At 74.0% G+C, this 22,926-nt stretch carries 22 protein-coding genes and 1 pseudogene; 12 read left to right on the forward strand and 11 right to left on the reverse strand.

All coding sequences use genetic code 11. The features are described 5' to 3' along the window. From ACFC2L_RS05895 to ACFC2L_RS05905, 3 genes are read right to left on the reverse strand one after another with little or no spacing between them, the layout of a single operon-like run. On the reverse strand, positions 1–462 hold the full coding sequence (locus tag ACFC2L_RS05895) for a hypothetical protein (protein WP_375823357.1): 462 nt from the start codon (positions 460–462) through the stop codon (positions 1–3). Between the two features lie 18 nt (positions 463–480). Continuing rightward, positions 481–714 (reverse strand): YbdD/YjiX family protein, encoded by a 234-nt coding sequence (locus ACFC2L_RS05900; RefSeq protein ID WP_375823358.1) that lies wholly within the window; start codon positions 712–714, stop codon positions 481–483. Further along, complete coding sequence (locus tag ACFC2L_RS05905) at positions 711–2,996, reverse strand: carbon starvation CstA family protein (RefSeq protein WP_375823359.1); 2,286 nt, start codon at positions 2,994–2,996, stop codon at positions 711–713. The genes ACFC2L_RS05900 and ACFC2L_RS05905 overlap by 4 nt, the downstream gene beginning before the upstream one ends. Before the next feature lie 172 nt (positions 2,997–3,168). Between ACFC2L_RS05905 and ACFC2L_RS05910 the strand changes: the two genes are divergently transcribed. Both ACFC2L_RS05910 and ACFC2L_RS05915 read left to right on the forward strand, forming a co-directional pair. Beyond that, positions 3,169–3,867, forward strand: coding sequence for a hypothetical protein (locus ACFC2L_RS05910; protein WP_375823360.1), 699 nt, complete (start codon positions 3,169–3,171; stop codon positions 3,865–3,867). Between the two features lie 43 nt (positions 3,868–3,910). Beyond that, on the forward strand, positions 3,911–4,465 hold the full coding sequence (locus ACFC2L_RS05915) for a GNAT family N-acetyltransferase (protein ID WP_375823361.1): 555 nt from the start codon (positions 3,911–3,913) through the stop codon (positions 4,463–4,465). A 16-nt stretch (positions 4,466–4,481) separates the two neighbouring features. Here the strand turns inward: ACFC2L_RS05915 and ACFC2L_RS05920 are convergent, their stop codons facing one another. The 3 genes from ACFC2L_RS05920 to ACFC2L_RS05930 are packed head-to-tail and all read right to left on the reverse strand — an operon-like array spanning position 4,482 to position 6,987. Further along, a complete protein-coding gene (locus tag ACFC2L_RS05920; RefSeq protein ID WP_375823362.1) occupies positions 4,482–5,060 on the reverse strand; it encodes a TetR/AcrR family transcriptional regulator in 579 nt (192 codons plus the stop codon). A 2-nt stretch (positions 5,061–5,062) separates the two neighbouring features. Beyond that, entirely contained in the window at positions 5,063–5,656 is a 594-nt protein-coding gene (locus ACFC2L_RS05925; RefSeq protein ID WP_375823363.1) for a sugar O-acetyltransferase, read from the reverse strand. Beyond that, on the reverse strand, positions 5,653–6,987 hold the full coding sequence (locus ACFC2L_RS05930) for an MFS transporter (RefSeq protein WP_375823364.1): 1,335 nt from the start codon (positions 6,985–6,987) through the stop codon (positions 5,653–5,655). Before ACFC2L_RS05930 ends, ACFC2L_RS05925 begins: the two co-directional genes overlap by 4 nt. Before the next feature lie 178 nt (positions 6,988–7,165). Here ACFC2L_RS05930 and ACFC2L_RS05935 point away from each other — a divergent pair, with 178 nt between their 5' ends. Further along, positions 7,166–8,443: an NYN domain-containing protein gene (locus ACFC2L_RS05935; protein WP_375823365.1), complete on the forward strand. Its 1,278-nt coding sequence runs from the start codon at positions 7,166–7,168 to the stop codon at positions 8,441–8,443. Between the two features lie 67 nt (positions 8,444–8,510). Here ACFC2L_RS05935 and ACFC2L_RS05940 read toward each other — a convergent pair whose 3' ends face one another. Continuing rightward, positions 8,511–9,353 carry an alpha/beta fold hydrolase gene (locus tag ACFC2L_RS05940; RefSeq protein WP_375823366.1) on the reverse strand — a complete coding sequence of 281 codons (843 nt, stop codon included), beginning with the start codon at positions 9,351–9,353 and terminating at the stop codon, positions 8,511–8,513. A gap of 103 nt (positions 9,354–9,456) precedes the next feature. Between ACFC2L_RS05940 and ACFC2L_RS05945 the strand changes: the two genes are divergently transcribed. Both ACFC2L_RS05945 and ACFC2L_RS05950 read left to right on the forward strand, forming a co-directional pair. Beyond that, positions 9,457–10,032, forward strand: a complete 576-nt coding sequence (locus ACFC2L_RS05945; RefSeq protein ID WP_375823367.1) for a TetR/AcrR family transcriptional regulator — start codon at positions 9,457–9,459, stop codon at positions 10,030–10,032. A 228-nt stretch (positions 10,033–10,260) separates the two neighbouring features. After that, positions 10,261–11,595, forward strand: coding sequence for a ricin-type beta-trefoil lectin domain protein (locus ACFC2L_RS05950; RefSeq protein ID WP_375823368.1), 1,335 nt, complete (start codon positions 10,261–10,263; stop codon positions 11,593–11,595). Positions 11,596–11,667: 72 nt separating this feature from the next. Here the strand turns inward: ACFC2L_RS05950 and ACFC2L_RS05955 are convergent, their stop codons facing one another. Further along, on the reverse strand, positions 11,668–12,882 hold the full coding sequence (locus ACFC2L_RS05955) for a cation:proton antiporter (protein WP_375823369.1): 1,215 nt from the start codon (positions 12,880–12,882) through the stop codon (positions 11,668–11,670). Positions 12,883–13,118: 236 nt separating this feature from the next. Here ACFC2L_RS05955 and ACFC2L_RS05960 point away from each other — a divergent pair, with 236 nt between their 5' ends. The 3 genes from ACFC2L_RS05960 to ACFC2L_RS05970 all read left to right on the forward strand — a co-directional run bounded on the left by ACFC2L_RS05960 (position 13,119) and on the right by ACFC2L_RS05970 (position 16,820). Further along, complete coding sequence (locus ACFC2L_RS05960) at positions 13,119–14,483, forward strand: 8-oxoguanine deaminase (RefSeq protein ID WP_375823370.1); 1,365 nt, start codon at positions 13,119–13,121, stop codon at positions 14,481–14,483. 184 nt (positions 14,484–14,667) lie between these two features. Then, entirely contained in the window at positions 14,668–16,311 is a 1,644-nt protein-coding gene (locus ACFC2L_RS05965) for a nucleobase:cation symporter-2 family protein (protein WP_375823371.1), read from the forward strand. Between the two features lie 374 nt (positions 16,312–16,685). Further along, complete coding sequence (locus tag ACFC2L_RS05970; RefSeq protein ID WP_375823496.1) at positions 16,686–16,820, forward strand: hypothetical protein; 135 nt, start codon at positions 16,686–16,688, stop codon at positions 16,818–16,820. A 177-nt stretch (positions 16,821–16,997) separates the two neighbouring features. Here ACFC2L_RS05970 and ACFC2L_RS05975 read toward each other — a convergent pair. Further along, positions 16,998–17,126 (reverse strand): annotated as a pseudogene (locus tag ACFC2L_RS05975) (zinc-ribbon domain-containing protein); the annotation flags it as partial. Between the two features lie 92 nt (positions 17,127–17,218). Here ACFC2L_RS05975 and ACFC2L_RS05980 point away from each other — a divergent pair. Continuing rightward, positions 17,219–17,863, forward strand: a complete 645-nt coding sequence (locus ACFC2L_RS05980; protein WP_047230993.1) for a 1-acyl-sn-glycerol-3-phosphate acyltransferase — start codon at positions 17,219–17,221, stop codon at positions 17,861–17,863. Between the two features lie 3 nt (positions 17,864–17,866). Here ACFC2L_RS05980 and ACFC2L_RS05985 read toward each other — a convergent pair whose 3' ends face one another. Next, positions 17,867–18,610, reverse strand: a complete 744-nt coding sequence (locus ACFC2L_RS05985) for a ZIP family metal transporter (RefSeq protein ID WP_375823372.1) — start codon at positions 18,608–18,610, stop codon at positions 17,867–17,869. A gap of 111 nt (positions 18,611–18,721) precedes the next feature. Between ACFC2L_RS05985 and ACFC2L_RS05990 the strand changes: the two genes are divergently transcribed. From ACFC2L_RS05990 to ACFC2L_RS06000, 3 genes are all read left to right on the forward strand, one after another. Beyond that, positions 18,722–20,062 (forward strand): sensor histidine kinase, encoded by a 1,341-nt coding sequence (locus ACFC2L_RS05990; protein WP_375823373.1) that lies wholly within the window; start codon positions 18,722–18,724, stop codon positions 20,060–20,062. After that, a complete protein-coding gene (locus tag ACFC2L_RS05995) occupies positions 20,059–20,709 on the forward strand; it encodes a response regulator (protein WP_375823374.1) in 651 nt (216 codons plus the stop codon). The genes ACFC2L_RS05990 and ACFC2L_RS05995 overlap by 4 nt, the downstream gene beginning before the upstream one ends. Positions 20,710–20,795: 86 nt before the next feature. Continuing rightward, positions 20,796–21,956 (forward strand): hypothetical protein, encoded by a 1,161-nt coding sequence (locus tag ACFC2L_RS06000; RefSeq protein ID WP_375823375.1) that lies wholly within the window; start codon positions 20,796–20,798, stop codon positions 21,954–21,956. Positions 21,957–22,064: 108 nt separating this feature from the next. Here the strand turns inward: ACFC2L_RS06000 and ACFC2L_RS06005 are convergent, their stop codons facing one another. Next, the gene (locus ACFC2L_RS06005) at positions 22,065–22,916 is read right to left on the reverse strand and encodes a hypothetical protein (RefSeq protein ID WP_375823376.1); all 852 of its coding nucleotides are present in this window, start codon (positions 22,914–22,916) and stop codon (positions 22,065–22,067) included. Positions 22,917–22,926: the final 10 nt, after the last annotated feature.

A 22,926-nucleotide genomic window follows, 5' to 3' on the forward strand; every position in this document is an offset into this window, starting at 1 on the left:
TCACCGTAGCCGGTCCGGGTCGGGACTCTCGCCGAGGCCGGCGAGCGCCCGGAGCAGGACGGCGTGACCGGACCGTGCGGCCCCGAGCAGCCAGGCGGCGAAGACGGCGCCGAACGCGAGGGGGAGGAGCGCGACGCACCACGCGACACCGTTCTGGTAGACGGCGCCGAGCGTCGCCAGCCCGGCGGCCGCGGCGAGCCAGATCGCGACCAGGAGGAGGTCCAGCCCGCTGGGCGCGACCGCCCCGCGCACCCGGACGCCGTCGGGCTCCTGGGTGAGACGGGCTCGCAGCACGCTGTGGCCGCTCGCGTGCGCACCGCTGGCCCAGCGGCGCGCGACCAGCGCGTCGCCGCGCACGCGCACCCGGACCTCCTGCCCGCGGCGGGGCAGCTCCGCGACGCAGCGCCGGACGTCGGCGGTCGAGACGCGCGGCAGGAGCAGGTCGAGGGGGACGCGGAGCACGGCGCCGAGCGTAGGCCGTCAGCAGCAGCGCGAGCCAGGGTTGGCGTCCTGCTCGGCGTGGCGCATGCGCCAGAACTCGCGCTCGGTCATCACGACCCCGCCCGGGTGCACCGCGCGCTGGTGCGCGGCGTACGTCGCGTACGCGTCGTCGCCCATGACCTGCCGCACGTACCAGCGGACGGCGCGGAGCCCCGCCACGACGGTCGCGCGGACCGTCGTGGCGGGACCCTGCGTGCCCTGCCGCACCGTCACCGGTGCCCCGTCGCGGCAGGACGCTTCTCGGGCGGCAGCGCCGCCCACTCCTTCTGGATCGCCTTCTCGGCCTTCGTCGCGACGAGGTCGGCCGGGGCGAAGCGGCGCGACGCGACGGGCGGGTCCTCGTGGTTCGTGCCGCCGCCGACGCGCAGCGCCTTCGCGGTCACGAGGACCGACGCGACGATGACGACGATCGCGAGGACGACGAACACGATCGACAGCGTGCCCTGGACGAACGTGTTGCGGACGACCGCCTCCATGGCCTCGACCGAGCCGGCCGTGCCGAACGACGTCTCGCCCGCGGCGAGCGCGTCCTTGAACGCGTTGTGGTTGGCCCAGTACCCGACCGCGGGCACGGGGGAGAAGATCTTCTCGATCGACGCCCAGATGGTGATGACCGCGGTGAACGCGAGCGGCGCCGCGACGATCCACAGCCAGCGCTGGTAGCTGCGCCCCCGCTTGGCGACGATCGCCAGCACGACGGCGAGCGCGATGGCCGCGAGGAGCTGGTTCGCGATGCCGAACAGCGGGAAGAACGTGTTGATGCCGCCGAGCGGGTCGGTCACGCCGAGGTAGAGGATGCTGCCCCACCCGGCGACCATGATCGCGGTGCACAACCACACCCCCGGGCGCCACGTCACGTCCCGGAACCTCGGCACGACGTTGCCGATCGTGTCCTGGAGCATGAAGCGCGCGACGCGCGTGCCGGCGTCGACGGCGGTGAGGATGAACAGCGCCTCGAACATGATCGCGAAGTGGTACCAGAAGCCCATCATCGCGGTGCCGCCCACGAGCTGCTGCATGATGTGCGCGAGGCCCAGGGCGAGCGTGGGGGCGCCGCCCGTGCGGGACACGATCGACGGCTCACCGACGGCCTCGGCCGTGGACGTGAGCATGTCCGGCGTGAGGTTGACGCCCATGAGGCCGAGCCCGTTGACGAAGGCCACGGCCCCCTCCACGGTGCCCCCGGTCGCGGCCGCGGACGAGTTCATCGCGAAGTAGATGCCGCGGTCGATCGAGATCGCGGCGACGAGCGCCATGATCGCGACGAACGACTCCATGAGCATGCCGCCGTAGCCGATGAAGCGCGTCTGGCGCTCCTTCTCGACGAGCTTCGGCGTCGTGCCCGACGCGATGAGCGCGTGGAAGCCGGACAGCGCGCCGCACGCGATGGTGACGAAGAGGAACGGGAACAACGCCCCGGACACGACCGGGCCCGTCTCGCCGCTCGCGAACTCGCTGATCGCGGGCACCGTGATCTCCGGCCGCACGACGATCACCGCGACGGCGAGGACGACGATGACGCCGACCTTCATGAACGTCGACAGGTAGTCGCGCGGGGCGAGCAGGAGCCACACGGGAAGGACGGCGGCGACGAAGCCGTAGACGATCACGCCGACGGCGATGGTCGTGCGGTCGAGGGTGAAGAGGTCGGCGCCCCAGGCGGTGTCGGCGATCCAGCCGCCGCCGATGATCGCGGCGAGCAGCAGGACGAAGCCGATGACCGAGACCTCGGTGATCTTGCCCGGGCGCAGGTAGCGCAGGTACACGCCCATGAACAGCGCGATCGGGATCGTCATGGACACGGAGAACACGCCCCACGGGCTCTCGCCGAGCGCGTTGACGACGACGAGCGCGAGGATCGCGACGATGATGATCATGATGAGCAGCGACGCGACGATCGCGGCGGTGCCGCCCACGCGCCCGAGCTCCTGGCGCGCCATCTGGCCGATGGTCCGCCCGCCGCGGCGCATGGAGAAGAACAGGACGAGGTAGTCCTGCACCGCGCCGGCGAGCACGACGCCGACGATGATCCAGATCGTGCCCGGCAGGTAGCCCATCTGCGCGGCGAGCACCGGGCCGACGAGCGGGCCCGCACCGGCGATGGCGGCGAAGTGGTGGCCGAACAGCACGTGGCGGTCGGTCGGGACGTAGTCCTTGCCGTCCTCGCGCGACTCGGCGGGCGTCGCCCGGCGGTCGTCGGGGCGCGTGACGTAGCGCTCGATGACCTTGGAGTAGAAGCGGTACCCGATGAGGTACGTGCACACGGCGGCGAACACGAACCAGATCGCGTTCACCGTCTCGCCGCGGACGACCGCGAGCATGACCCAGGCGATGCCGCCGAGCAGCGAGATCGCGACCCAGAGGGCGACCTTCTGCGGGGTCCAGCGGGTCCGGGTGCGGTCCTCGGGCACCGCCGTGGGGGGCAGCGACGGGTCCGGCACGATCTCCGGCTCGTCGGGGGCGGCGTTCCGCGCCGCGCGGGTGTCTGTCGTCATCGAGCCTCTCCAGGGTCGCGTCGTTGCGTCCGACCTCGGAAGGCTAGGGAGCCCGCGCGGGGGTGATCCAGGTCACGTCGACCGGCGGTCGAGGTGTGCGACGAACGGTGGCCCGCGTGCGACGAACGGCGCCCGCCGCGCGCGAATCCACGGCGCGGGCTACGGTCCTGCCGTGGCCGACGAGGGCGAGCAGGTCGAGCAGGTCCAGCAGGTCCAGCAGGCAGCGGACGGCGAGCAGGCCGAGAACCGCGAGCACGCGGGCCCTTCGTGGCGCGAGACCGTGACCGTCGTGCTGCTCGCGGTGACGGCCGTCCTCACCGCCTGGAGCGGGTTCGAGGCCAGCAAGTGGGGCGGCGAGATGTCGATCGCGTTCTCGCGCGCGTCGACCCAGCGCATCGAGGCGTCGACGCAGCGCGCGCACGCCGACACCGCCCGGTCGATCGACCTCCAGGTGTTCGGCCTGTGGCTCGAGGCGTACGCGACCGGGGACACCGAGCTCGAGGAGTTCACGCGCGCGCGGTTCACGCCCCACTTCCAGCCGGCGTTCGACGAGTGGCTCGCGTCGCGTCCCCTGCAGAACCCCGACGCCGCGCCCAGCCCGTTCGCGCTCGACGTGTACGTCCCGCCGGGCGCGGTCGAGGCGGTCGAGGCCGACGAGCGTGCGGACGCCCTCTTCGCGCAGGCGCTCGTCAACAACCAGCGGGGCGACAACTACACGCTGACGACCGTGCTCTTCGCGCTCGTGCTGTTCTTCGGCGCCTTCGCGGGCCGGTTCCGCTCCGAGCGCGCCTCCTGGGCCATGGTCGGCCTCGCGTGCGTGGTGCTCGTCGTCGGCGTCGTCTTCCTCGCGACCTTCCCCAAGATCGTCTGACGCCGCGGCCCCCGGGCACCTGTGGGCCTCGTAGCCTGGGGCGATGCAGACCTTGACGACGCCCCGGCTCACCCTCCGCCCCTGGCAGCCCGACGACGCCGACGCCGTCCTCGACATCTACTCGCGCTGGGACGTCATGCGGTTCGTCGGCGTGACGCCGCGCGTCCTGGAGCACCGCGACGAGGCGCTGGAGCGGGTCGAGCGCTGGGCGGCCGCCGACGACGGCACGCACGGGGTCTGGGCGGTCGTCCCGCGCGAGGGCGAGGGCACGGGGCTGCCCGACGGCGCGCCCGTGGGGACCATCCTGCTCAAGCCCATCCCGGCGTCCGGCACCGGCGACCCGCTGCAGCCGTCGGGCGACACGGAGATCGGGTGGCACTTCCACCCCGACGTGTGGGGCCGCGGGTACGCGTCGGAGGCGGCGGCCGCCGTCCTGGCGCACGCGTTCGAGCGGGGTCTCGACCGGGTCGTCGCGGTGACGCATCCCGACAACGCGGCGTCCCAGGCGGTGTGCCGGCGGATCGGCATGACCCACCGCGGCACGACCGACGCCTACTACGGCACGACCTGCGAGCTGTTCGACGTGACGACCCCCTGACGGGGTCGCCCGCCGGTCACGGGACCTGCGTGAGGCGCCGGACCGCGCCGAGGACGTCGACGTCGTCGTGCGGCTCGGTGTCCAGCGCGCGGTGGATGGTCATGCCCTCGATGAACGCGTCGAGCACGCGGCACGTCGCGGGGTCGAAGTGGCGGCCGAGCGCGTCGCGGCTGCGGCGCATCCAGTCGTTCCTGAGCGTCCGGTAGGCCGGGTCGCGCGCCGCGAGCGTGTAGAGCTCGTGCGACAGGACGAGGTCGCGCTGCGTCGCGAAGACGTCGTGCGTGATGAGCGTCGTGACCGCCTGCACGGCCTCCTCGGTCGTGCGCGCGTCGCTCATGCGGCGCTCGAACTGGGCGGCGGCGTCGCGCGCGAACCGGCCGAACGCCTCGCGCAGCAGCTCGTCCATCCCGGCGAAGTGGTACGTCATCGACCCGAGCGGGACGTCGGCGGCGGCCGCGACGCGCCGGTGCGACGTGCCCGCGACGCCGTGCTCGGCGACGACGTCGAGGCACGCGTCGATGATGCGGTCGCGGCGCTCGGGGTCGTGGCGGCGGGCGCGGGGGGTCGGCCCGGTCGGGGCCGCGGGGGCGCTCATGGTCAGATGTTCTCGCGGATCACCCGGGCCGGGTTGCCCACCGCGACGACGTTCGCGGGCAGGTCGCGCGTCACGACGGAGCCCGCGCCCACCACGGTGTTGTCGCCGATCGTCACGCCGGGGCACACGATCACGCCGCCGCCGAGCCACACGTTGTCGCCGAGCGTGATGGGCTCGGCGGCCTCGAGCTTGTCGCGCCGGGGCTGCGGGTCGACGGGGTGGGTCGGCGTGAGGAGCTGGACGTTCGGCCCGAGGAGGCAGTCGTCGCCGACGGTGATCGTCGCGACGTCGAGCGCGGTGAGCCCGGAGTTGACGAACGTCCGGTCTCCGAGGTGCACGTTGCTGCCGAAGTCGACCGCGAGCGGCGGCTTGACCCACGAGCCCTCCCCGAGCGACCCGAGCAGGTCGGCGAGGATCTCGCGGGCACGGGTGTCGTCGCCGTCGCCGTCGAGGACGGCGCGGTGGAACGCGTCGACGAGGACCATGCCCCGGTGGACGCCGCGCGCGATCTCGGGGTCGTCGGCGACGTACAGGTCGCCCGCGGCCATGCGCTCGTAGCTCGTGCGGTCGTCGCCGGCGAAGTAGTCGGTGGTCATGCGGTGGTGGCCTCCTCGGGCGCGGTCGTGCGGCGGTCGTGGTCATCATGCCGGTCGTGGCCGGCCGGGCCCGGTCGGCCCGTGGAGCGCCGGCGCGGGGCGAGCACCCCGGCCAGGAGCACGACGACGAGGCCGGCGAGCGGCAGGACGAGCAGCCCGGCGCGCAGGCTCGTGGCGTCGGCGACGAGCCCGACGATCGGCGGGGACAGGAGGAATCCGAGGCGCATGAGCCACGACACGAGCGTGAGCCCCGTGCCCGCGCGCAGTCCCGGGAGCTCGTCGGCCTGCTGCATCGCGGCGGGGACCAGGGTCGCGACGCCGAACCCGGCGGCGGCGAACCCGGTGATCGTGCCCGGGACGGACGGGAACGCGAGCGCGAGCCCCGTGCCGAGCAGCACGAGCCCGCCCCCGGTCCGGGCGACGGCGCGCTGGCCGAAGCGGTCGACGAGGCGGTCGCCGACGAGCCGACCGACGAACTGCGCGCCGACGAGCGCGACGAACCCGGCGGCGGCGAGCGTCGCCGGGGCGCCGAGCGATCCGGAGAGGTAGACCGCCGCCCACGTGCTGCCCGCGTCCTCCACGAGCGTGCCCGCGACGGCGACGAGGACGAGCGCGGCGAGGGCCGCGGCGGTGCGCGTGCGGGACGTCCGCGCGGCGGCGCCCGCCGCGGCGGCCTCGGTGCTGGTCGGGGCGCCCGGGGTGGTGAGCGTCCCGGCCTCGCCCGCGACGCCGTCGGGCACCTCGCCGTCCAGCCCGGGCAGGCACGCGCGCAGGGCGACGAGCGCGACGACGGAGAACAGCGCGCCGGTGATCGCCAGGTGCACGGCGAGCGGGAGGTCGAGCGCGATCGCGGCGGCGGCCATGCCACCGCCGACCACGGCGCCGACCGACCAGAGCGCGTGGAAGCCGTTGATGATCGAGCGGCCGTAGCGGCGCTGCACGCGCAGGCCGTGGGCGTTCTGCGCGACGTCGGTGAACGCGTCCGTCGCGCCCGCCGCGAACAGCGCGACGACGAGAAGCGGCAGGGCGGGCGCCAGGCCTGCGAGCAGCAGCCCGGCCGCGGTGAGCACCGTGCCCGCGACGGCGACGCGCGCCGACCCGAAGCGCCGCACGAGCGCCGCGGCCGCGAGCCCGGCGGTGATCGCCCCCGCGGGGAACGCCGCGACGGCGAGCCCGTACGTGGCGTTTCCCAGGTCGAGCCCGGCCTTGATCTCGGGGTAGCGCGGCACGAGGTTCGCGAACAGCGCGCCGTTCGTGAGGAACAGCGCGGCGACGGCGACCCGCGCCCGCCGGACGTCCGGCGCCGGCCGCACGGGAGGAGGAGACGACATGCGGACGATCGTACGCACGATGCGTACGCTCGTACACATCTGCTCACGATGCCGAACCCGGGGTTGTTCGCCAGATCGGCGTCGAGGTGGGGGGTAACCCCGGGTTCGGCGGAGGGCGGTACCGCATGAACCCGGGTTCGGCGGGGCGGGGGCGGCCTCTGCACCTAGGCTGGCGGGCATGGACACCGAGGAACGCCTGGCCGTCTTCATCGACTACGAGAACCTCGCGCTCGGCGCGCGCGAGCACCTGGGCGGCATGACGTTCGACTTCGGCCCGATCGCCGACGCGCTCGCGGTGCGCGGGCGGGTGGTCGTGCGGCGCGCCTACGCCGACTGGTCGTACTTCGACGAGGACCGGCGCTCGCTCACGCGGCACCAGGTCGAGCTCATCGAGATGCCGCAGCGCATGGGCGCGTCGCGCAAGAACGCGGCCGACATCAAGATGGTCGTCGACGCGATCGAGATGGCGTTCGAGCGCGACTACATCTCGACGTTCGTCATGTGCACGGGGGACAGCGACTTCTCCCCGCTCGTCCACAAGCTGCGCGAGCTCAACAAGCGCGTGATCGGCGTGGGCGTCGAGAAGTCGACGTCGCGCCTCCTGCCGCCGGCGTGCGACGAGTTCCTCTTCTACGACCGGCTCGAGGGCGTCGACGTCCCGGACGAGCCGGAGCCCCGCTCGGTCCGCGGCTCGCGCACGTCCGGTGCGACGGCGTCGGGCGGGGCCAAGGCGAAGCGTTCCGGCGGGCGCACGTCCGGACGTCGCAAGGCGACCGAGATCGCCGAGCCGGAGGTCGAGACCCCGGCCGCGGCGGCGCTCGCGGAGCTCGGCGAGGCCGTCGGGCGCTCGTCCCGGCGGGGCGAGCCCGTCGTGACCGAGAACGCCGAGGTCGACGGCGAGACGACGCCCGTCGAGCAGCCGGCCGACGAGCCCGCGCTCGCCGCGACGACCCCCGAGGGCGACGACGACGCGCCGTCGGGCGAGGACGTCCCCATGGAGGTGCGCGTCGCGCAGACGCTCGCGGACCTCGAGGCGTCCACGAGCGGACCCGTCACCGCGTCGGTGCTCAAGCGCACGCTCCTGCGCAAGGACCCGACGTTCAGCGAGGCCGACTACGGGTTCCGCAACTTCGGCGAGTTCCTGCGGTTCCTCGCCGACCGGAGCTTCGTGGAGCTCGCGCCGGGACCCGCGACGGGCGACCCGGAGGTGTCGCTGCCCGCGCAGGGCGACACCGACCAGGCGTTCGCGCTCGTGCGCGACGTGGTCCGGGAGGAGGGCGGCTCGACCGTCCTGTCCGGCCTGAAGAACGCGATCCGCAAGAAGCGCCCCGACTTCAGCGAGAAGGCGCTCGGGTACCGCGGCTTCCTCCAGTTCTGCAAGGCGGCGCAGGCCGCCGGCGCCGTCGACCTGGCCTGGGACGACGACGCCGACGACTACCGCGTGTCGGTCGCCTGACGCTGAGCCCGACGACGGCCCGGGCGCCGGTCTCCCGGCGCCCGGGCCCCGAGGGCCGCCGCGGTGATCAGCGCCCGACGAAGGCGAGCAGCGCCTCGTTGACCTCGGCCGCGTGGGTGACGAGCAGGCCGTGGGGCGCGCCCTCGACCTCGACGTACTCGGCGTCCGGCACGAGCTCGCGGAAGCGGCGCCCGGTCGCGTCGATCGGGAGGATGTTGTCCTTCGTGCCATGCAGGATGAGCGTCGGCTTGCCGGCCGCGCGGACCGCCTCGACGTCGGCCCGGAAGTCCTCGATCCACGTGGGCACGACGGCGTACGCGGCGACGGGGGCGGACCCGATCGCGGTGATCCAGCTCGCGCGGACGGTGTCCTCGCTGATGCGCTTCCCGAGGTTCTCGTCGAGGTTGTAGAAGTCCTTGTAGAACTGCGTGTACCAGGCGTACCGGTCGGCGCGGGCCGCCTCGGCGATCCCGTCGAACACGGACTGCGGGACGCCCTCGGGGTTGTCGTCGCGCTGGACGAGGAACGGCTCGAGCGACGCGAGGAACGCGAGCTTGGCGACACGCTCGTGCCCGTGGTTGTGGACGTAGCGGGCGAGCTCGCCGGTGCCCATGGAGAACCCGACGAGGATCACGTCGCGCAGGTCGAGCGTCTCGAGGACGGTGCTGAGGTCGGCCGCGAAGGTGTCGTAGTCGTACCCGCTGCCGACCTTGCTCGACGCGCCGAACCCGCGGCGGTCGTAGGTGATGACGCGGTGGCCGGCGGCGATCAGCTCGCGCTTCTGGAGCTCCCAGCTGTGCCCGTCGAGGGGGTAGCCGTGGATGAGGACGACCGGCTGGCCGGTGCCCTGGTCCTCGTAGTAGAGCTCGATGTCGGTGGAGTTCTCCTGCCCGACGGTGATGTACCCCATGGCCGTGCTCCCTTCGCAGAGTCGAGAGAACGATCGTTCTCCCGGTGGTCGCTACACTAGAGAACGATGGTTCTCAGCGCAAGTGGCGCGACGTGAACAGGAGATGACGATGCTCGATGACGCGAGCGCACGCACGGCGGTGGTGGCCGCCGCCGACCGGCTGTTCTACGCCCGCGGCGTCCAGTCCGTGGGGATGGACGCGGTCCGTGCCGAGGCCGGGGTGTCGCTCAAGCGCATCTACTCGCTGTTCCCGTCCAAGGACGACCTCGTGGTCGCCGTGCTGCGGCACCGCACCGAGCAGTGGGACGCGGGGATCACCCGCGCGGCGGCCGGCGCGACCACACCACGCGACCGGCTGCTCGCCGTGTTCGGCTTCCTCGACGCGTGGTTCCGCGAGGAAGGATTCCGCGGGTGCGCGTTCATCAACTCGTTCGGCGAGCTCGGCGCGACGTCGCCCGCCGTCGCCGCGGCCGTGCGCGAGCACAAGGAGTCGTTCCAGCGGTACGCCCGTGACGTCGTGCGCGAGGCGGGGCTGCCCGACGACGTCGCGCTCCAGGTCGTGCTGCTCGCCGAGGGAGCGCAGACGACGGCGGCCATCACGCAGGACGTCGACGTCGCGCGCCAGGCGCGCCGAGCGGCCGAGGCCATCCTCGACGCGGCAGTCCCGGCGACGGCCTGAGCCTGGGGCGCCTGGACCCTGGCCTCGGCGCCTTGCAGTTCACGAGGGGGGATGTGGGAGCGATTCCACGACACGCCGAGAGAGCGCTCGCTCACAAGCCCGACACCCCGTAGGTTCGCGGGCGGAGGGCCGAGGAGCGGCCCCCGCCCCGGTGCAGGGTCGCGCCGAGAGCACGTCGCGCACCGTGGCGAGACGCAGGCGGCAGCCGCCGCCGGACCTGGAGGATCGATGGACCTCGCACGTCAGCGTTCACCCCGTCCCACGCCCCTGCGGGGCGCCCGCCCACGACCCGGCCGGCCGCGACGCCGTCGGGCACCGCGCGTCGGCGAGACCGCGCGCCGCGTCGTCGCGGTCGCGGTCACGGCGCTCACCGTGAGCGCCGCGGCGCTCGTCGCGGCCCCCGCCGCGACCGCTGCGCCGGGTGACGTCATCTGGTCGGACGAGTTCGACGGCGCCGCGGGCTCGGCCCCGAGCTCCGCCCGCTGGAACCACGAGACGGGCGCCGGAGGGTGGGGCAACGCCGAGCTCCAGAACTACACGACGTCGCGCGCGAACTCGGCGCTCGACGGACAGGGCCACCTCGTCATCACCGCGCGCCGCGAGGCCGACGGGTCCTACACCTCCGCCCGCATGACGACGCAGGGGAAGTTCCAGCCGCAGTACGGGCGCGTGGAGGCGCGCATCCAGATCCCGCGCGGCCAGGGGATCTGGCCGGCGTTCTGGATGCTCGGCGGCAACCTGCCGGGGGTCGGCTGGCCGGCGTCGGGCGAGATCGACGTCATGGAGAACGTCGGCTTCGAGCCGCACCGCGTGCACGGCACGGTGCACGGACCGGGGTACTCGGGCGGCGCCGGCATCACGGGCATGTACCAGCACCCGCAGGGCTGGTCGTTCGCCGACGACTTCCACACCTTCGCGGTCGACTGGAAGCCGGGCGAGATCACGTGGTTCGTGGACGGCCAGCAGTTCCACCGCGTCACGCGCGCGAGCGTCGGCGCGAACGCGTGGGTGTTCGACCAGCCGTTCTTCCTCATCCTCAACGTCGCGGTCGGCGGGCAGTGGCCCGGGTACCCCGACGGCACGACCTCGTTCCCCCAGCAGATGAAGGTGGACTACGTCCGGGTCTACGACAACGGCTCGGGAACCTCCAACCCGAACCCCGGTGGCAGCCTCCCGACCGGGACCGGGACGATCCGGATCACGAACGGGTACTGCCTCGACGTCCCGTGGGGCCAGACGCACGACGGCAACCGCGTGCAGATCGTCCCGTGCAACGGCAACGTCGCCCAGTCCTGGACGCGGGGGAGCGACGGGACCATCAGGGCGCTCGGCAAGTGCCTCGACGTGAGCGGCAGCGGCACGGCGAACGGGACGGCGGTCCAGCTCTGGACGTGCAACGGCACGAACGCGCAGAAGTGGACCTACGACGCGGGGGCGAGGACGCTGCGCAACCCGCAGGCGGGGAAGTGCCTCGACGCCGAGGGCGGCAACCCGCTCTACGAGGGCCAGCGGTTCGTGATCTGGGACTGCCACGGCTCGACCAACCAGCAGTGGACCTTCTGACGTCCTGCCCGCTCGCCTGACGGCCCGCGTCGAGCGCTGCACGTGCGCACGAAGGGTGCACCCCGGGGTGCCTCACTCGTGCGTACGTGCACCGCTCGGCGGGTCGCTGGCGTCCGTGGTGTCGGCGGTGGTCGTGGGTCGCGGGCCGAGGCGGCTCGCGACCATCGGGAGCACGATCACCGACAGCACGCCCGCGCCGACGAGCGCCGCGCCCACGCGCGACGTCATCGCCTCCTGCTCGACCGCGATCTCCGTGAGGGCGACGAGCAGCGGCAGCGCGGTCGCGGCGTAGAGCGCGGTCTGGACGCGCTCGACCGTGGGCAGCTCGCGCCGGAACCACAGCAGCACCGGCCCGCCCCGCACGACCACCATGAGCGCGAAGAACGTCAGCGGCAGCAGCGGCGACGCGACGATGGAGTCGATGTCCAGGCCCATGCCGGAGCTGACGAAGAACACCGGAACGAACACGCCCCACGCGACCGCGTCGAGCTTCTTCTCCAGCGCCTCGACGTCGCCGGGCGCCCAGCGGCGCAGCACCATGCCGCCGACGAACGCGCCCAGCACCGCGTCGAACCCGAGCCCCGCGGCGAGCGCGAGCAGCGCGACGAGCAGCAGCACGGTGAGGCGCAGGGTGCTCTGGCCCGTCCCGTGCTCGGCCGCGCTGAAGAGGCGGTCGCCGCCGAGCGCCTTGAGGCGCCCCAGCCGGCCCGGGAGCGCGGACAGCGCGATCGCGACGACGGCGAACAGGACCAGCAGGATCGCCGCGACCCCGCTCTCGCGCGTCCCGAGCAGCACCGCCATCGCGACGATCGGTCCCAGCTCGCCCACCGCCCCGACCACGAGCACGGTGCGCCCGAGCCGCGACCCGAGCTGACCGCCGTCGCGCAGGATCGGGAGCACGACGCCCAGCGCGGTGGTCGTGAGCGCGATCGCCCCGGCCGCGACCGCGTGCGGGGAGTCGTGGCCGACGACGGCGAGGACGAGGGCCGCCCCGACGACGAGCGACGTCAGCCACGCCGCCCCGGCGCGTTTCCCGACGCGCTCGCGCAGGAGGTTCGGCTCGAGCTCGTACCCGGCGAGGAGGAACAGGAACCCCATGCCGAGGTCGGACAGGAGCGTGACGTCGGCGGGCGTCGCGAGGCCGAGCGCGGACGGGCCGATGAGGATGCCGCCGAGCAGGAGCACGACCACCTGCGGCACGCGCGACCGCGCCGGCATGAGCCCTGCGAGCAGCGGCGCCAGCAGCGCGACGACGAACACCGGGACGAGCGGGGCGTAGACGTTCACGGGCGGTTCTCCGGGTGTCGGCGGGCGGCGGGTCCCAGGATCCCGCAGCGCCGCAGGTCGCGCGCGGCGGAGGCCCGCGGCGTCGTCCGCCGGGGTTGACGGTCCGTCGCGGCCCGGCCTACGGTCGGCCCAGCCGCGGGTCCCGCGGCACCTGGATCGGCAGACAGGACCACTGAGCCGGCGCACCGTGGCGCCGGAGCCGCGCCCCGGTGAGCGACGAGCCACCAGGAGGCACCATGACCAGCACCCGCACCTGGGTCCGCGACCCGCTCGGCGTCTTCACCGCCGACGACGCCCCGGACGCGCCGGACGCGCGCGGCGGGGTCGTCGTCGAGGACGGGGTGATCGCCGAGGTCGTCTCGGCGGGAGCGCAGCCGTCGGCGCCGGTCGACGAGACGTTCGACGCGTCGCAGCACGTGCTCACGCCCGGCCTGATCAACACGCACCACCACTTCTACCAGACGCTCACGCGCGCCTGGGGGCCGGTCGCCGACGCCCCGCTCTTCCCCTGGCTGCAGCGCCTGTACCCGGTGTGGGCGCGGCTCACGCCGCGCGACCACGAGCTCGCGACGACCGTCGCGCTCGCCGAGCTGCTGCTCTCCGGCTGCACGACGGCGGCCGACCACCACTACGTCTTCCCGGCCGGCCTGGACGACGCGATCGACCTGCAGGTCGCCGCCGTCAAGCGGCTCGGGATGCGCGCGACCCTCACGCGCGGGTCCATGACGCTCGGTCAGGACGACGGCGGCCTGCCGCCGCAGTCGGTCGTGCAGAGCCTGGACGTGATCCTCGCCGACTCGCAGCGCCTCGTGGAGAGCCACCACGAGCGCGGCGCCGGGGCGCAGGTCCAGATCGCGCTCGCGCCGTGCTCGCCGTTCTCCGTGACGACCGACGCGATGCGCGAGAGCGCGGCGCTCGCGGAGGACCTCGACGTCCGCCTGCACACGCACCTCGCCGAGACGATCGACGAGGAGGACTTCTGCCGCGAGCGGTTCGGGCTGCGCACGGTCGACTACCTCGAGTCGGTCGGCTGGCTCACGGACCGCGCGTGGCTGGGCCACGGCATCCACTTCGACGACGACGAGGTGCGTCGCCTCGGGGCCGCGGGGACCGGCGTCGCGCACTGCCCGACGTCGAACATGCGCCTCGCGTCCGGGATCGCGCGGGCCGTGGAGCTCGAGGACGCGGGCGCGCCCGTCGGGCTCGGGGTGGACGGCTCGGCGTCGAACGACGCCTCGACGATGATCCTGGAGGCGCGCCAGGCGCTCTACCTCCAGCGACTCAGGTACGGGGCCGACATCCCCGTGACGCGCGCGCTCGGCTGGGGCACGCGGGGCTCCGCACGCGTCCTGGGCCGGGACGACGTCGGCGTGCTCGCCGTCGGCAAGCAGGCCGACCTCGCGCTGTGGCGCCTCGACGAGCTGCGCTTCTCCGGCTCCCACGACCCGGTCGCCGCGCTCCTGCTGTGCGGCGCCGACCGCGCGGACCGCGTCATGGTGGGCGGCGAGTGGCGCGTCGTCGACGGCGCGATCCCGGACCTCGACCTCGGCGCCCTGGTCGCCGAGCACTCGGCCGCAGCCCGCCGCCTCGTCGCGGGCTGACGCCCTCGCGAGCTGTCAGCACGTGGTCGCGCTCCAGGACGACGAGGTGCTGACAGCTCGCGGGGGTGTTCGCGCTGGCCACGTGCGAGTTGCCGGAGGGGACTTGACACACGTCACACTCGGCGTTCGAATAGTGGAAGTAGTTTTCCGCCAAGCGGAACGATAGCTGACGAGGAGGTCCGCTATGAACGCGCGAGCCACGAGGGCCACGGACGGCGCAGAACGTCGTCCGGTACGCCCCGAGGACGAGCGGCTGCCCATCGGGTCGACGTTCGGGTACGGGTTCCAGCACGTGCTCACGATGTACGGCGGCATCATCGCCCCACCGCTCATCGTGGGCGGCGCCGCCGGGCTGACCGGGGCCGAGATCGGGACGCTCGTCGCGGCGTCCCTCTTCATGGGCGGCCTCGCGACGATCCTGCAGACGCTCGGCATCCCGTTCTTCGGCTCGCAGCTCCCGCTCGTGCAGGGCGTGTCGTTCGCGGGCGTGTCGACGATGGTCGCGATCGTCAACGGCGGGGGAGGGATCCCCGGGGTGCTGGGCGCGGTGCTCGTCGCGTCGGCGGTCGGCCTGCTCATCACGCCGTTCTTCGCGCAGATCATCCGGTTCTTCCCCCCGGTCGTCACGGGCGTCGTCATCACGACGATCGGGCTGACCCTCATGCCCGTCGCGGCCAACTGGGCGATGGGCGGCAACGCGAGCGCGCCCGACTACGGCTCGGTGAGCAACATCGGCCTCGCCGCGCTGACGTTCGCGATCGTCATCCTGCTGTCGAAGGTGGGCAGCGGCACGATCTCGCGCCTGTCCATCCTCATCGCGATCGTCGTCGGCACCCTCATCGCCCTCGCGCTGGGCAAGGCGGACTTCTCCGGCGTCGGCGACGGCCCGGTCGCCGCCTTCCCGTCGTTCCTCGGCTTCGGCGCCCCGACGTTCGAGATCGCCGCGATCATCTCGATGCTCATCGTCATCCTCGTGACCCTCACCGAGACGACGGCGGACATCATCGCCGTGGGCGAGATCGTCGGCACGAAGGTGGACCGCAAGCGCATCGCGAACGGTCTGCGCGCCGACATGGCGTCGTCCGTCGTCTCGCCGTTCTTCGGCTCGTTCACGCAGTCGGCGTTCGCGCAGAACGTCGGGCTCGTGGCCATCACGGGCGTGAAGTCGCGGTTCGTCGTCGCGGCGGGCGGCGCGATCCTCGTGGTCCTCGGCCTCCTCCCGGTCCTGGGCCGCGTCGTGGCCGCGGTCCCGACGCCGGTCCTCGGCGGTGCGGGCGTCGTGCTGTTCGGCTCGGTGGCCGCCTCGGGTATCCGCACGCTCGCGAAGGTCGACTACTCCCGGCCGATGAACCTCATCATCGTGGCGGCGTCGATCTCGTTCGGCATGATCCCCATCGCCAAGCCCGACTTCTACGACCAGTTCCCCACGTGGTTCGGCATCATCTTCCACTCGGGCATCAGCTCCGCCGCGGTCATGGCGATCCTGCTCAACCTGCTGTTCAACCACGTCAAGCTCGGCAACCCGCCCGACCCGTCCGTGTTCGCCGCGGGCGCGGAGCACGGTGCGAGCGCGGTGGACGAGGACGACCTCGACGACCTCGAGGACGACGGCGTCATCAACGGCTCGACCCGTCGGCCCGCGGCCACCGACACGGTCCCGCCGGCGGAGCCCGCGGCGAACCCCGCGCCCGTCGCGGGCGAGCAGCAGGTCGACGGGGCGCCCTCCCCGGCGCCCGAGGCGGCGCCCGCGGGTGGTGCCGCCGACGGCGAGAGCACGACTCCCCGGCAGCACGCGGTCGCCCCGCTCCCGCGGACCGCGACCCCGTAGACGCACCTGCCGAGCAGGCACAGCGTCGTGCCCGACGCCGCCCCGCACCCGAGCGACCCCCTCGCGCCGGGTGCGGGGCGCCGTCGTGCCCGGCGTGTTTGGTTCGAGGGTGCGCGATCCTGCAGCGAGGTGGCTCAGCGCATCGACGGCATCTGTGTGTGGTCGAACCGGAGCCGGTGCTGCGTCGACTCGGAGCATGCCCAGTAGGGACCCGCTGGGGACGGTGTCAGCGTCAGGGTGCCGGGGCTGTCCGGGCGGCAGTATGGACAGAAGCTGCTCGGAACGTCCGAGCGGACGACCCTTCCGTTCGGGTCGCGTTCGAGCAGCCCGAGCCCGAGCGGAAGACAGTGGAACTTGTTGGCGCGGAGGTCAGCATGAGCACGGACGGCGAGGAACGCGACAGCAAGGAGGCCCAGGCCGACGACGACCAGAGTCATCGACAAGACCGGAACGTCGAACCTTGTGCCGAGGAGCGTGGTTCCGATCCCCAGGGCGCCGGCGACGATTGACAGCAGGTCCGGTGGGAGCAGGAGGGACCGGACAGTTCCGCGCTCGTAGTCGATCGGGACACGAGTGTCCCACTCGGCTCCCGTCTTGACCGTGACATCGCGCCCGGCGCTGACCCCGCCGCCGATGTTGACGCCAGGGCCGTCGTTGCTCTGGCAGATCCGTGCATGTCGGACTGTCGGACTGCCGCATCGGGAACAGAATCGCGCATCGTCAGCGATCGGTGTACCGCAGCTGCACGGCACAGCAGGCTCTGTCATGGTTTTCCCCCTGGTGTTCGCGAGTGCCAACGGAACGGTCAAGCTCATCGGACACGGTAGGGCGGGGGTCCGACACCCGACCCGAGCGGGTGGAACACCGCGTGCACGGACGTGCGCCGACGACGGTGCACAATGAACGGATGACCTACCGCGTCCTGAGGCTCATCCTGTCGCTGCTCGCCTACGTGCTGCTGCGACCACAGGTGACCGGACGCAACAACATCCCGCGCAACGGGGCGGTCATCCTCGCGAGCAACCACCTGTCGTTCATCGACTCGATCCTCATCCCGATCGTCGCGCCGCGGCACGTCACGTTCCTCGCCAAGGCCGAGTACTTCACGGGCCGCGGGCTCAAGGGCCGGCTCTCGCGCTGGTTCTTCACGACGATCGGCATGATCCCCGTCCAGCGCGACGACCCGCGCGCCGGGCAGCGCTCGCTCGAGGACGCGCTCGAGGTGCTGCAGCGCGGCGGCGCGTTCGGCATCTACCCCGAGGGCACGCGCTCGCGCGACGGCAAGCTGCACGCCGGCCGCACCGGTGTCGCCTGGCTGGCGCTCGCGGGGCACGCCCCGGTCGTCCCCGTCGCCGTGCGCGGCACGGACAAGGTGCAGCCGATCGGCAAGCGGATCCCGCGCCTGCACCGCGTCGAGGTGCACTTCGGCAAGCCCATCGACCCGCAGCGCCAGATCACGGCGGGCACCAAGCCCGCGCAGGCACGGCGCGAGCTCACGGACGAGGTCATGGCGTCGATCCACCGCATGAGCGGCCAGGACCTCGCGGCCTGACGCTCAGAGCGAGCTCAGCCCGAACGCCGTCGCGAAGCCCAGCACGGTCACCAGGCCCGTGACCGGGCCGCCGAACTCCGTGGCCTCCGGGATCATCGTGTCGACGAGCATGGTGAGCAGCGCCCCCGCGGCGAACGCCTGCGTGACCGCCACGACCGCGGGCGACGCGCCGTCGAGCGCGACGTAGCCGATCCCGGCCGCGAGCGCCGAGACCAGGGTCGTCGACCCCCACAGCACCCAGAGCCGTGACGGCTTCGTGCCCGCCTTGAGCAGCCCCGACGTCGCGGACATCGCCTCGGGCAGGTTCGAGACGAACACGGCGGCGAGCATCGCGACGCTGACCCCGCCGCCCCCGATGAGGGTCGCGCCGAGCACGACCGACTCGGGGATCCCGTCGAGCACCGTGCCGAGCGCGATCGCCGCGCCGCCCGTGCCGCCCGCCGCCTGGACGGACTCCGCCTGCACGCCGGTGGACCGCTTGCGGCCCTCGCCGCCCATCCGGTCGATGATGCGGTCGCCGACGAAGAACGTCAGCGCGCCGCCCGCGAGGCCCGCGAGCAGCACGAGCCCGCTCGCGTGCGTGGACGCGTCCTCCACGAGGTCGTACGCGACCGCGCTGATGAGGACGCCCGAGCCGAACGCCATGATGAGCCCGACGAGCCGCTGGCCCGGCGGTCGCCAGAAGACCAGCGCCGCGCCGAGGAGCAGCGACGACGCGCCGACGAGGCCCCACCAGAAGCCGACCATGCGCCCATTGGACCAGCGGCCGGGCGCGACCGCGCGGGGACGGGCGGTCGGCTCGTGCGGTTCCCCCGGCCGGGGGAGGCGCGCCCTGCCCGGTCCCGGGAGACTGGGGCCATGACGCCCGACGACGCCCGCCCGACCCGTGCGGCGACCGCACCGGGGCGGGGCGGATGGGGACGGGTCGTCGCACCGTTGCGCAGCGCGACCACCGTCCGGGCGGGCGTCTACCTCGTGGTCGGCGGAGTGGTCGCGGGCGCGTACGTGACGCTGGTCGCCGGGTTCGTGCAGATGTTCGCCTCGCTGCAGACGCCGCGCGTCGCGATCCTCGTCCTGGCGCTCGTCTCCGCGGTCCTCGTGAGCACGCCGCCGTTCCTGGCCACGGTGCGCTCGCTGGAGATCGCGGCGGTCCGGACGTTCCTCGACGTCGACGTGCCGCTGCCCGCACCGGGGGCACCGGCAACCGGTGCGGCCACGCGCTGGCGCGCCGCGGCCTGGTACGGGCTGCACCTCACGCTCGGTGCCGCGGTGCTCGTCGTGGTGCTGTTCCTCGTCCCGGTCGCGACGCAGCTCGTCCTCTCCGCGACGGGCGTGGAGCCGGTCCTCCTCACCGACTGGCGGCCGTGGGAGGCGCTGCCCGCATGGACGTGGCTGGTCACCGCGGTGCTCGCGCTGCTCGCCGTCCCGTACGCCGTCGCGCTCGCGCGCGCGGTGCTGCGGCAGGCGGCGCTCCCGCTCCTCGGCCCCGACCAGACGGAGCGCATCGCGGAGCTCGAGGCGGCGGCCGACCGCGACGCCGAGCGGGGCCGGCTCGCGCGCGAGCTGCACGACTCGGTCGGCCACGCGCTGACCGTCACGACCCTGCAGGCCGCCGCGGCCGCCCGTCTCCTCGACCGCGACCCGGTCGCCGCGCGTGCCGCGCTCGCCGCGATCGAGGAGACGGGGCGCACCGCCATGGCGGACCTCGACCACGTGCTCGGCCTGCTCCGCGCGGACGTCGCCGCGGCCACGGGCGACGGCTCGCGCGCGCCCGTGCGAAGCCCGGCGCGCACGCTCGCCGACCTCGACGCCCTGCTCGACGACGCGCGCCGCACCGGGGCGGACGTGCGGCGCACGGGCGGTGACGCGCGGGCCGACGTCCCGCGCGCCGTCTCGCAGGAGGCGTACCGCGTCGTGCAGGAGGCGCTCACGAACGCGCTCCGGCACGCCCCGGGCGAGCCGGTCGCCGTCGGCGTGGCGGGGGGTCCCGGCGGCGCGCTGGTCGTCGAGGTGCGCAACCCGCTGGGTCCGGGTGCACCGCGCCGGGCCGCCGAGGACCCCGAGCGCGAGCGCCGTGGTCTCGCGGGGATGCGGGAGCGGGCCCACCTGCTGCGCGGGGAGGTCTCGGCGGGTCCCGCGCCCGACGGCGGCGCGTGGGTCGTGCGCGCGACGTTCCCCCTGGCAGGATCGGGCGGATGACCGACGGGACGACGCGCGTGGTGCTCGTGGACGACGAGCCCCTGGTGCGCGCGGGGTTGCGCGTCATCCTCGGCGCGGAGCCGGACCTCGAGGTCGTCGGCGAGGCGGGGGACGGCGCGGAGGTGCCGGGCGTCGTCGCGCGGGCGCGACCCGACGTCGTGCTCATGGACGTGCGCATGCCGCGCGTCGACGGGATCGCGGCGACGCGGGCGCTCCTCGCGCGCGACGACGCGCCGCGCGTGCTGGTCCTCACGACGTTCGAGAACGACGACCACGTGCTCGACGCGCTGCGCGCGGGCGCGCACGGTTTCCTGCTCAAGCGCGCGCGGCCCGAGGAGGTCGCGCAGGCCGTGCGGGTCGTCGCGCGGGGCGAGTCGCTCCTGTTCCCCGACGCGGTGCGGCGCCTCGCGACGGCCCGCCCGCCCGCGGGCGACGAGCTGCGCGCCGCGCAGCTCACCGAGCGCGAGGGCGAGGTGCTGCGGCTCGTCGCGCAGGGGCTGTCGAACGCGGAGATCGCGGGCGAGCTCTACCTCGGCGTCGAGACGGTGCGCACCCACGTCGGCAACGTCCTCGCGAAGCTCGGGGTGCGCGACCGCACGCAGGCCGTCGTGCGCGCCTACGAGTCGGGCTTCGTCCGGGTGGGCTGACCGGCCGCGAGCGTTCCCCCGCACGGGGGAGCGACGTCGTCGCCGCGGGTGATCCGTCGCGGCCCGCCGGGCGCGAGGGTCGAGTCATGAGCACACGAACCCCGCCCCCGTCCTCCGTCACCACGCCGTCGGGCCCGCGCACGGTCGTCGTCGGGTCCCTCGCCGGTGCGCCGCCCGGTCCTGGGGCGCACGCGGCCCGCGGGCGGTGGATCGCCCCGACAGCCGCCGCGTGGTGGGCGGTCGGGGGCGTCGCGGCCCTCGTCGTCACCCTGACCGGCGGCACGCTCGCGGTGGGTGACGCGAACGACCTGTCGTTCGGTGCCCTGAGCGGGGTCGCGGGCTCGACGCTCACGCCCTGGGTCGCGGTCCTCGCGCTCGTCGGCGCGGCGACCGCGCTGCGGGCGTGGCTCGGGGCCCGGCACGGCACCGTCGGCCGGGCCGACCGCGCGCTGACGGTCGCGGCCACCGCGGTCGTCTCGGCCGGGGTCCTCGCGCTCACCGACGCGTCGATCCTGGCGCGGCTCGGGTACCTGCCGGTCACGCTCGTCATGGCGCCGTTCGACCCGGTGATCCGGGCGGCGTTCCAGGACTTCCTCGGCGCGGGCCCGCTGACGCAGCTCGCGCTCCTGGCCGGCGCGGCGCTGCTCGTCGCCTCGACGTGGCGGTTCGTGCGCCGGGGGGTCGGTGCGTGCGCGTCGTGCGGACGGCGGCACGACGGCCACGACCCGGCCTGGACGACGCCCGCGGCCGCGGCGCGCTGGGGCCGGACGGCCGCGCTCGTCGCCGCCGCGATCCCGACGTTCTACGCGGTGACGCGTATCGCCTGGGTCCTCGGCATCCCGCTCGGCTTCTCGGCGGAGAACGTCGCCGACCTCGCCGGGGAGGACGGCCTGGTCGCGGCGCTCGGGCTCGGCGGCTTCGCGCTCGTCGGCGCCGTGCTCACCCTCGGCCTGTTCCAGCGCTGGGGCGAGGTCTTCCCCCGGTGGATGGTCGGGCTCGCGGGCCGCAGGGTCCCGGTCGGGCTGGCGGTCGTCCCCGCGACGATCGTGGCGGTCGCCGTGCTCCCCGCGGGGCTCTCGCTCATCGTCATCGGGCTCGGCGAGAGCCGGCTGGCGCTCACCGCGGACTCGTGGGGCGCCGTCGGCCCGACGTTCCTGTGGCCGCTGTGGTCCCTCGCCCTCGGCGCGGCCACCTACGCCTACTGGCTCCGCCGCCGCGGCACCTGCCGCGCCTGCGGCCGCGGGTAGCGCCGACCCCCGCACGTCGCTCGCCGTCGAGCACGACACCGCACGCGGTCGAGCACGACATGAGGGTCGCTATCCGACGGTTGACGGCCCTCATGTCGTGCTCGGCGGCTACTGGGGCTCGACCGGGCCGTCCTGGCCGGCGACGAGGTCGCCGCAGCTCGTTGCCTGCGCCGTGGTGACGACCGGGTCGTCCGGGGCCGCGTCCTGCGCGACCGTCTCCTCCTCGCCGTTCGTGGCGGTCTTCGCGCCCGCGTCGAGGTCGACGAAGGTGCGGGACACGGTGAAGGACGCGCCGTCGTCGGACACGGCGTTCAGGCCCGCGAGGTGCAGCTCGCCGTCGACCTCGGTGCAGCCGACGCCCGTGCCGAACCCGGTGAACCCCTTGTCGAACGTGTACTGCTCGCCCTGGGCGTTCTGCGTCGGGGTCACCGCGCAGTCGGCGGCGGAGAACAGCAGGACCTCGCGCCCGGTGTCGACGAGCGCGATCGGGGCCGTCGCGTCGCCCGCAGCGACGAGCTGGGCGATCGCGCTCGCCGCGACGGGGCTCGCGGACTCGATCGGCGCGGAGAACGTCGCGCCCGACGCCGTCGTGATCCCGAACGCGCGGTCCGCGCCGCCGGTCAGCCACGCGGTGTCCGGGCGGCCGTCGCCGTCCACGTCGACGATCTCGTGCGTGCCCGCCCCCGCCGGGACGCCGTCGCCCGCCGCGGGGCACCCCTCGGCGGCGGGCGTCGACGTGTCGTCGCTCGGCGTGCCCGGGTCCGTCGGCGACGGGTTCGGGGACTCCGTCGCGGTCGGGGTCTCCGCCGCGGGCGCGTCCTGCGTCGGGCGGTTGACGAGCCACACGACCAGGGCGATCACCAGCACCGCCACGATAGTGAGCACGATCCACGGCCAGGTCCGCCGCGGCTGCTCGGGTTCGGGCTCGGGCGTGGGGAAGGGCAGCTCCGGCGTCGTCATCCCCTCAGGC

The organism is Cellulosimicrobium sp. NPDC055967 (assembly GCF_042269845.1).
Taxonomy (GTDB): domain Bacteria; phylum Actinomycetota; class Actinomycetes; order Actinomycetales; family Cellulomonadaceae; genus Cellulosimicrobium.

Bases quoted from the DNA above. Each gene is read 5' to 3' on its own strand.
- ACFC2L_RS06000 (WP_375823375.1), top strand. From the start codon at position 20,796: ATGAGCACACGAACCCCGCCCCCGTCCTCCGTCACCACGCCGTCGGGC.
- ACFC2L_RS05985 (WP_375823372.1), bottom strand. From the start codon at position 18,610: ATGGTCGGCTTCTGGTGGGGCCTCGTCGGCGCGTCGTCGCTGCTCCTC.
- ACFC2L_RS06005 (WP_375823376.1), bottom strand. From the start codon at position 22,916: ATGACGACGCCGGAGCTGCCCTTCCCCACGCCCGAGCCCGAACCCGAG.
- ACFC2L_RS05930 (WP_375823364.1), bottom strand. From the start codon at position 6,987: ATGTCGTCTCCTCCTCCCGTGCGGCCGGCGCCGGACGTCCGGCGGGCG.
- ACFC2L_RS05925 (WP_375823363.1), bottom strand. From the start codon at position 5,656: ATGACCACCGACTACTTCGCCGGCGACGACCGCACGAGCTACGAGCGC.
- ACFC2L_RS05940 (WP_375823366.1), bottom strand. From the start codon at position 9,353: ATGGGGTACATCACCGTCGGGCAGGAGAACTCCACCGACATCGAGCTC.
- ACFC2L_RS05950 (WP_375823368.1), top strand. From the start codon at position 10,261: ATGGACCTCGCACGTCAGCGTTCACCCCGTCCCACGCCCCTGCGGGGC.
- ACFC2L_RS05920 (WP_375823362.1), bottom strand. From the start codon at position 5,060: ATGAGCGCCCCCGCGGCCCCGACCGGGCCGACCCCCCGCGCCCGCCGC.
- ACFC2L_RS05965 (WP_375823371.1), top strand. From the start codon at position 14,668: ATGAACGCGCGAGCCACGAGGGCCACGGACGGCGCAGAACGTCGTCCG.
- ACFC2L_RS05905 (WP_375823359.1), bottom strand. From the start codon at position 2,996: ATGACGACAGACACCCGCGCGGCGCGGAACGCCGCCCCCGACGAGCCG.
- ACFC2L_RS05945 (WP_375823367.1), top strand. From the start codon at position 9,457: ATGACGATGCTCGATGACGCGAGCGCACGCACGGCGGTGGTGGCCGCC.
- ACFC2L_RS05990 (WP_375823373.1), top strand. From the start codon at position 18,722: ATGACGCCCGACGACGCCCGCCCGACCCGTGCGGCGACCGCACCGGGG.
- ACFC2L_RS05935 (WP_375823365.1), top strand. From the start codon at position 7,166: ATGGACACCGAGGAACGCCTGGCCGTCTTCATCGACTACGAGAACCTC.
- ACFC2L_RS05960 (WP_375823370.1), top strand. From the start codon at position 13,119: ATGACCAGCACCCGCACCTGGGTCCGCGACCCGCTCGGCGTCTTCACC.
- ACFC2L_RS05915 (WP_375823361.1), top strand. From the start codon at position 3,911: ATGCAGACCTTGACGACGCCCCGGCTCACCCTCCGCCCCTGGCAGCCC.
- ACFC2L_RS05970 (WP_375823496.1), top strand. From the start codon at position 16,686: ATGAGCACGGACGGCGAGGAACGCGACAGCAAGGAGGCCCAGGCCGAC.
- ACFC2L_RS05980 (WP_047230993.1), top strand. From the start codon at position 17,219: ATGACCTACCGCGTCCTGAGGCTCATCCTGTCGCTGCTCGCCTACGTG.
- ACFC2L_RS05995 (WP_375823374.1), top strand. From the start codon at position 20,059: ATGACCGACGGGACGACGCGCGTGGTGCTCGTGGACGACGAGCCCCTG.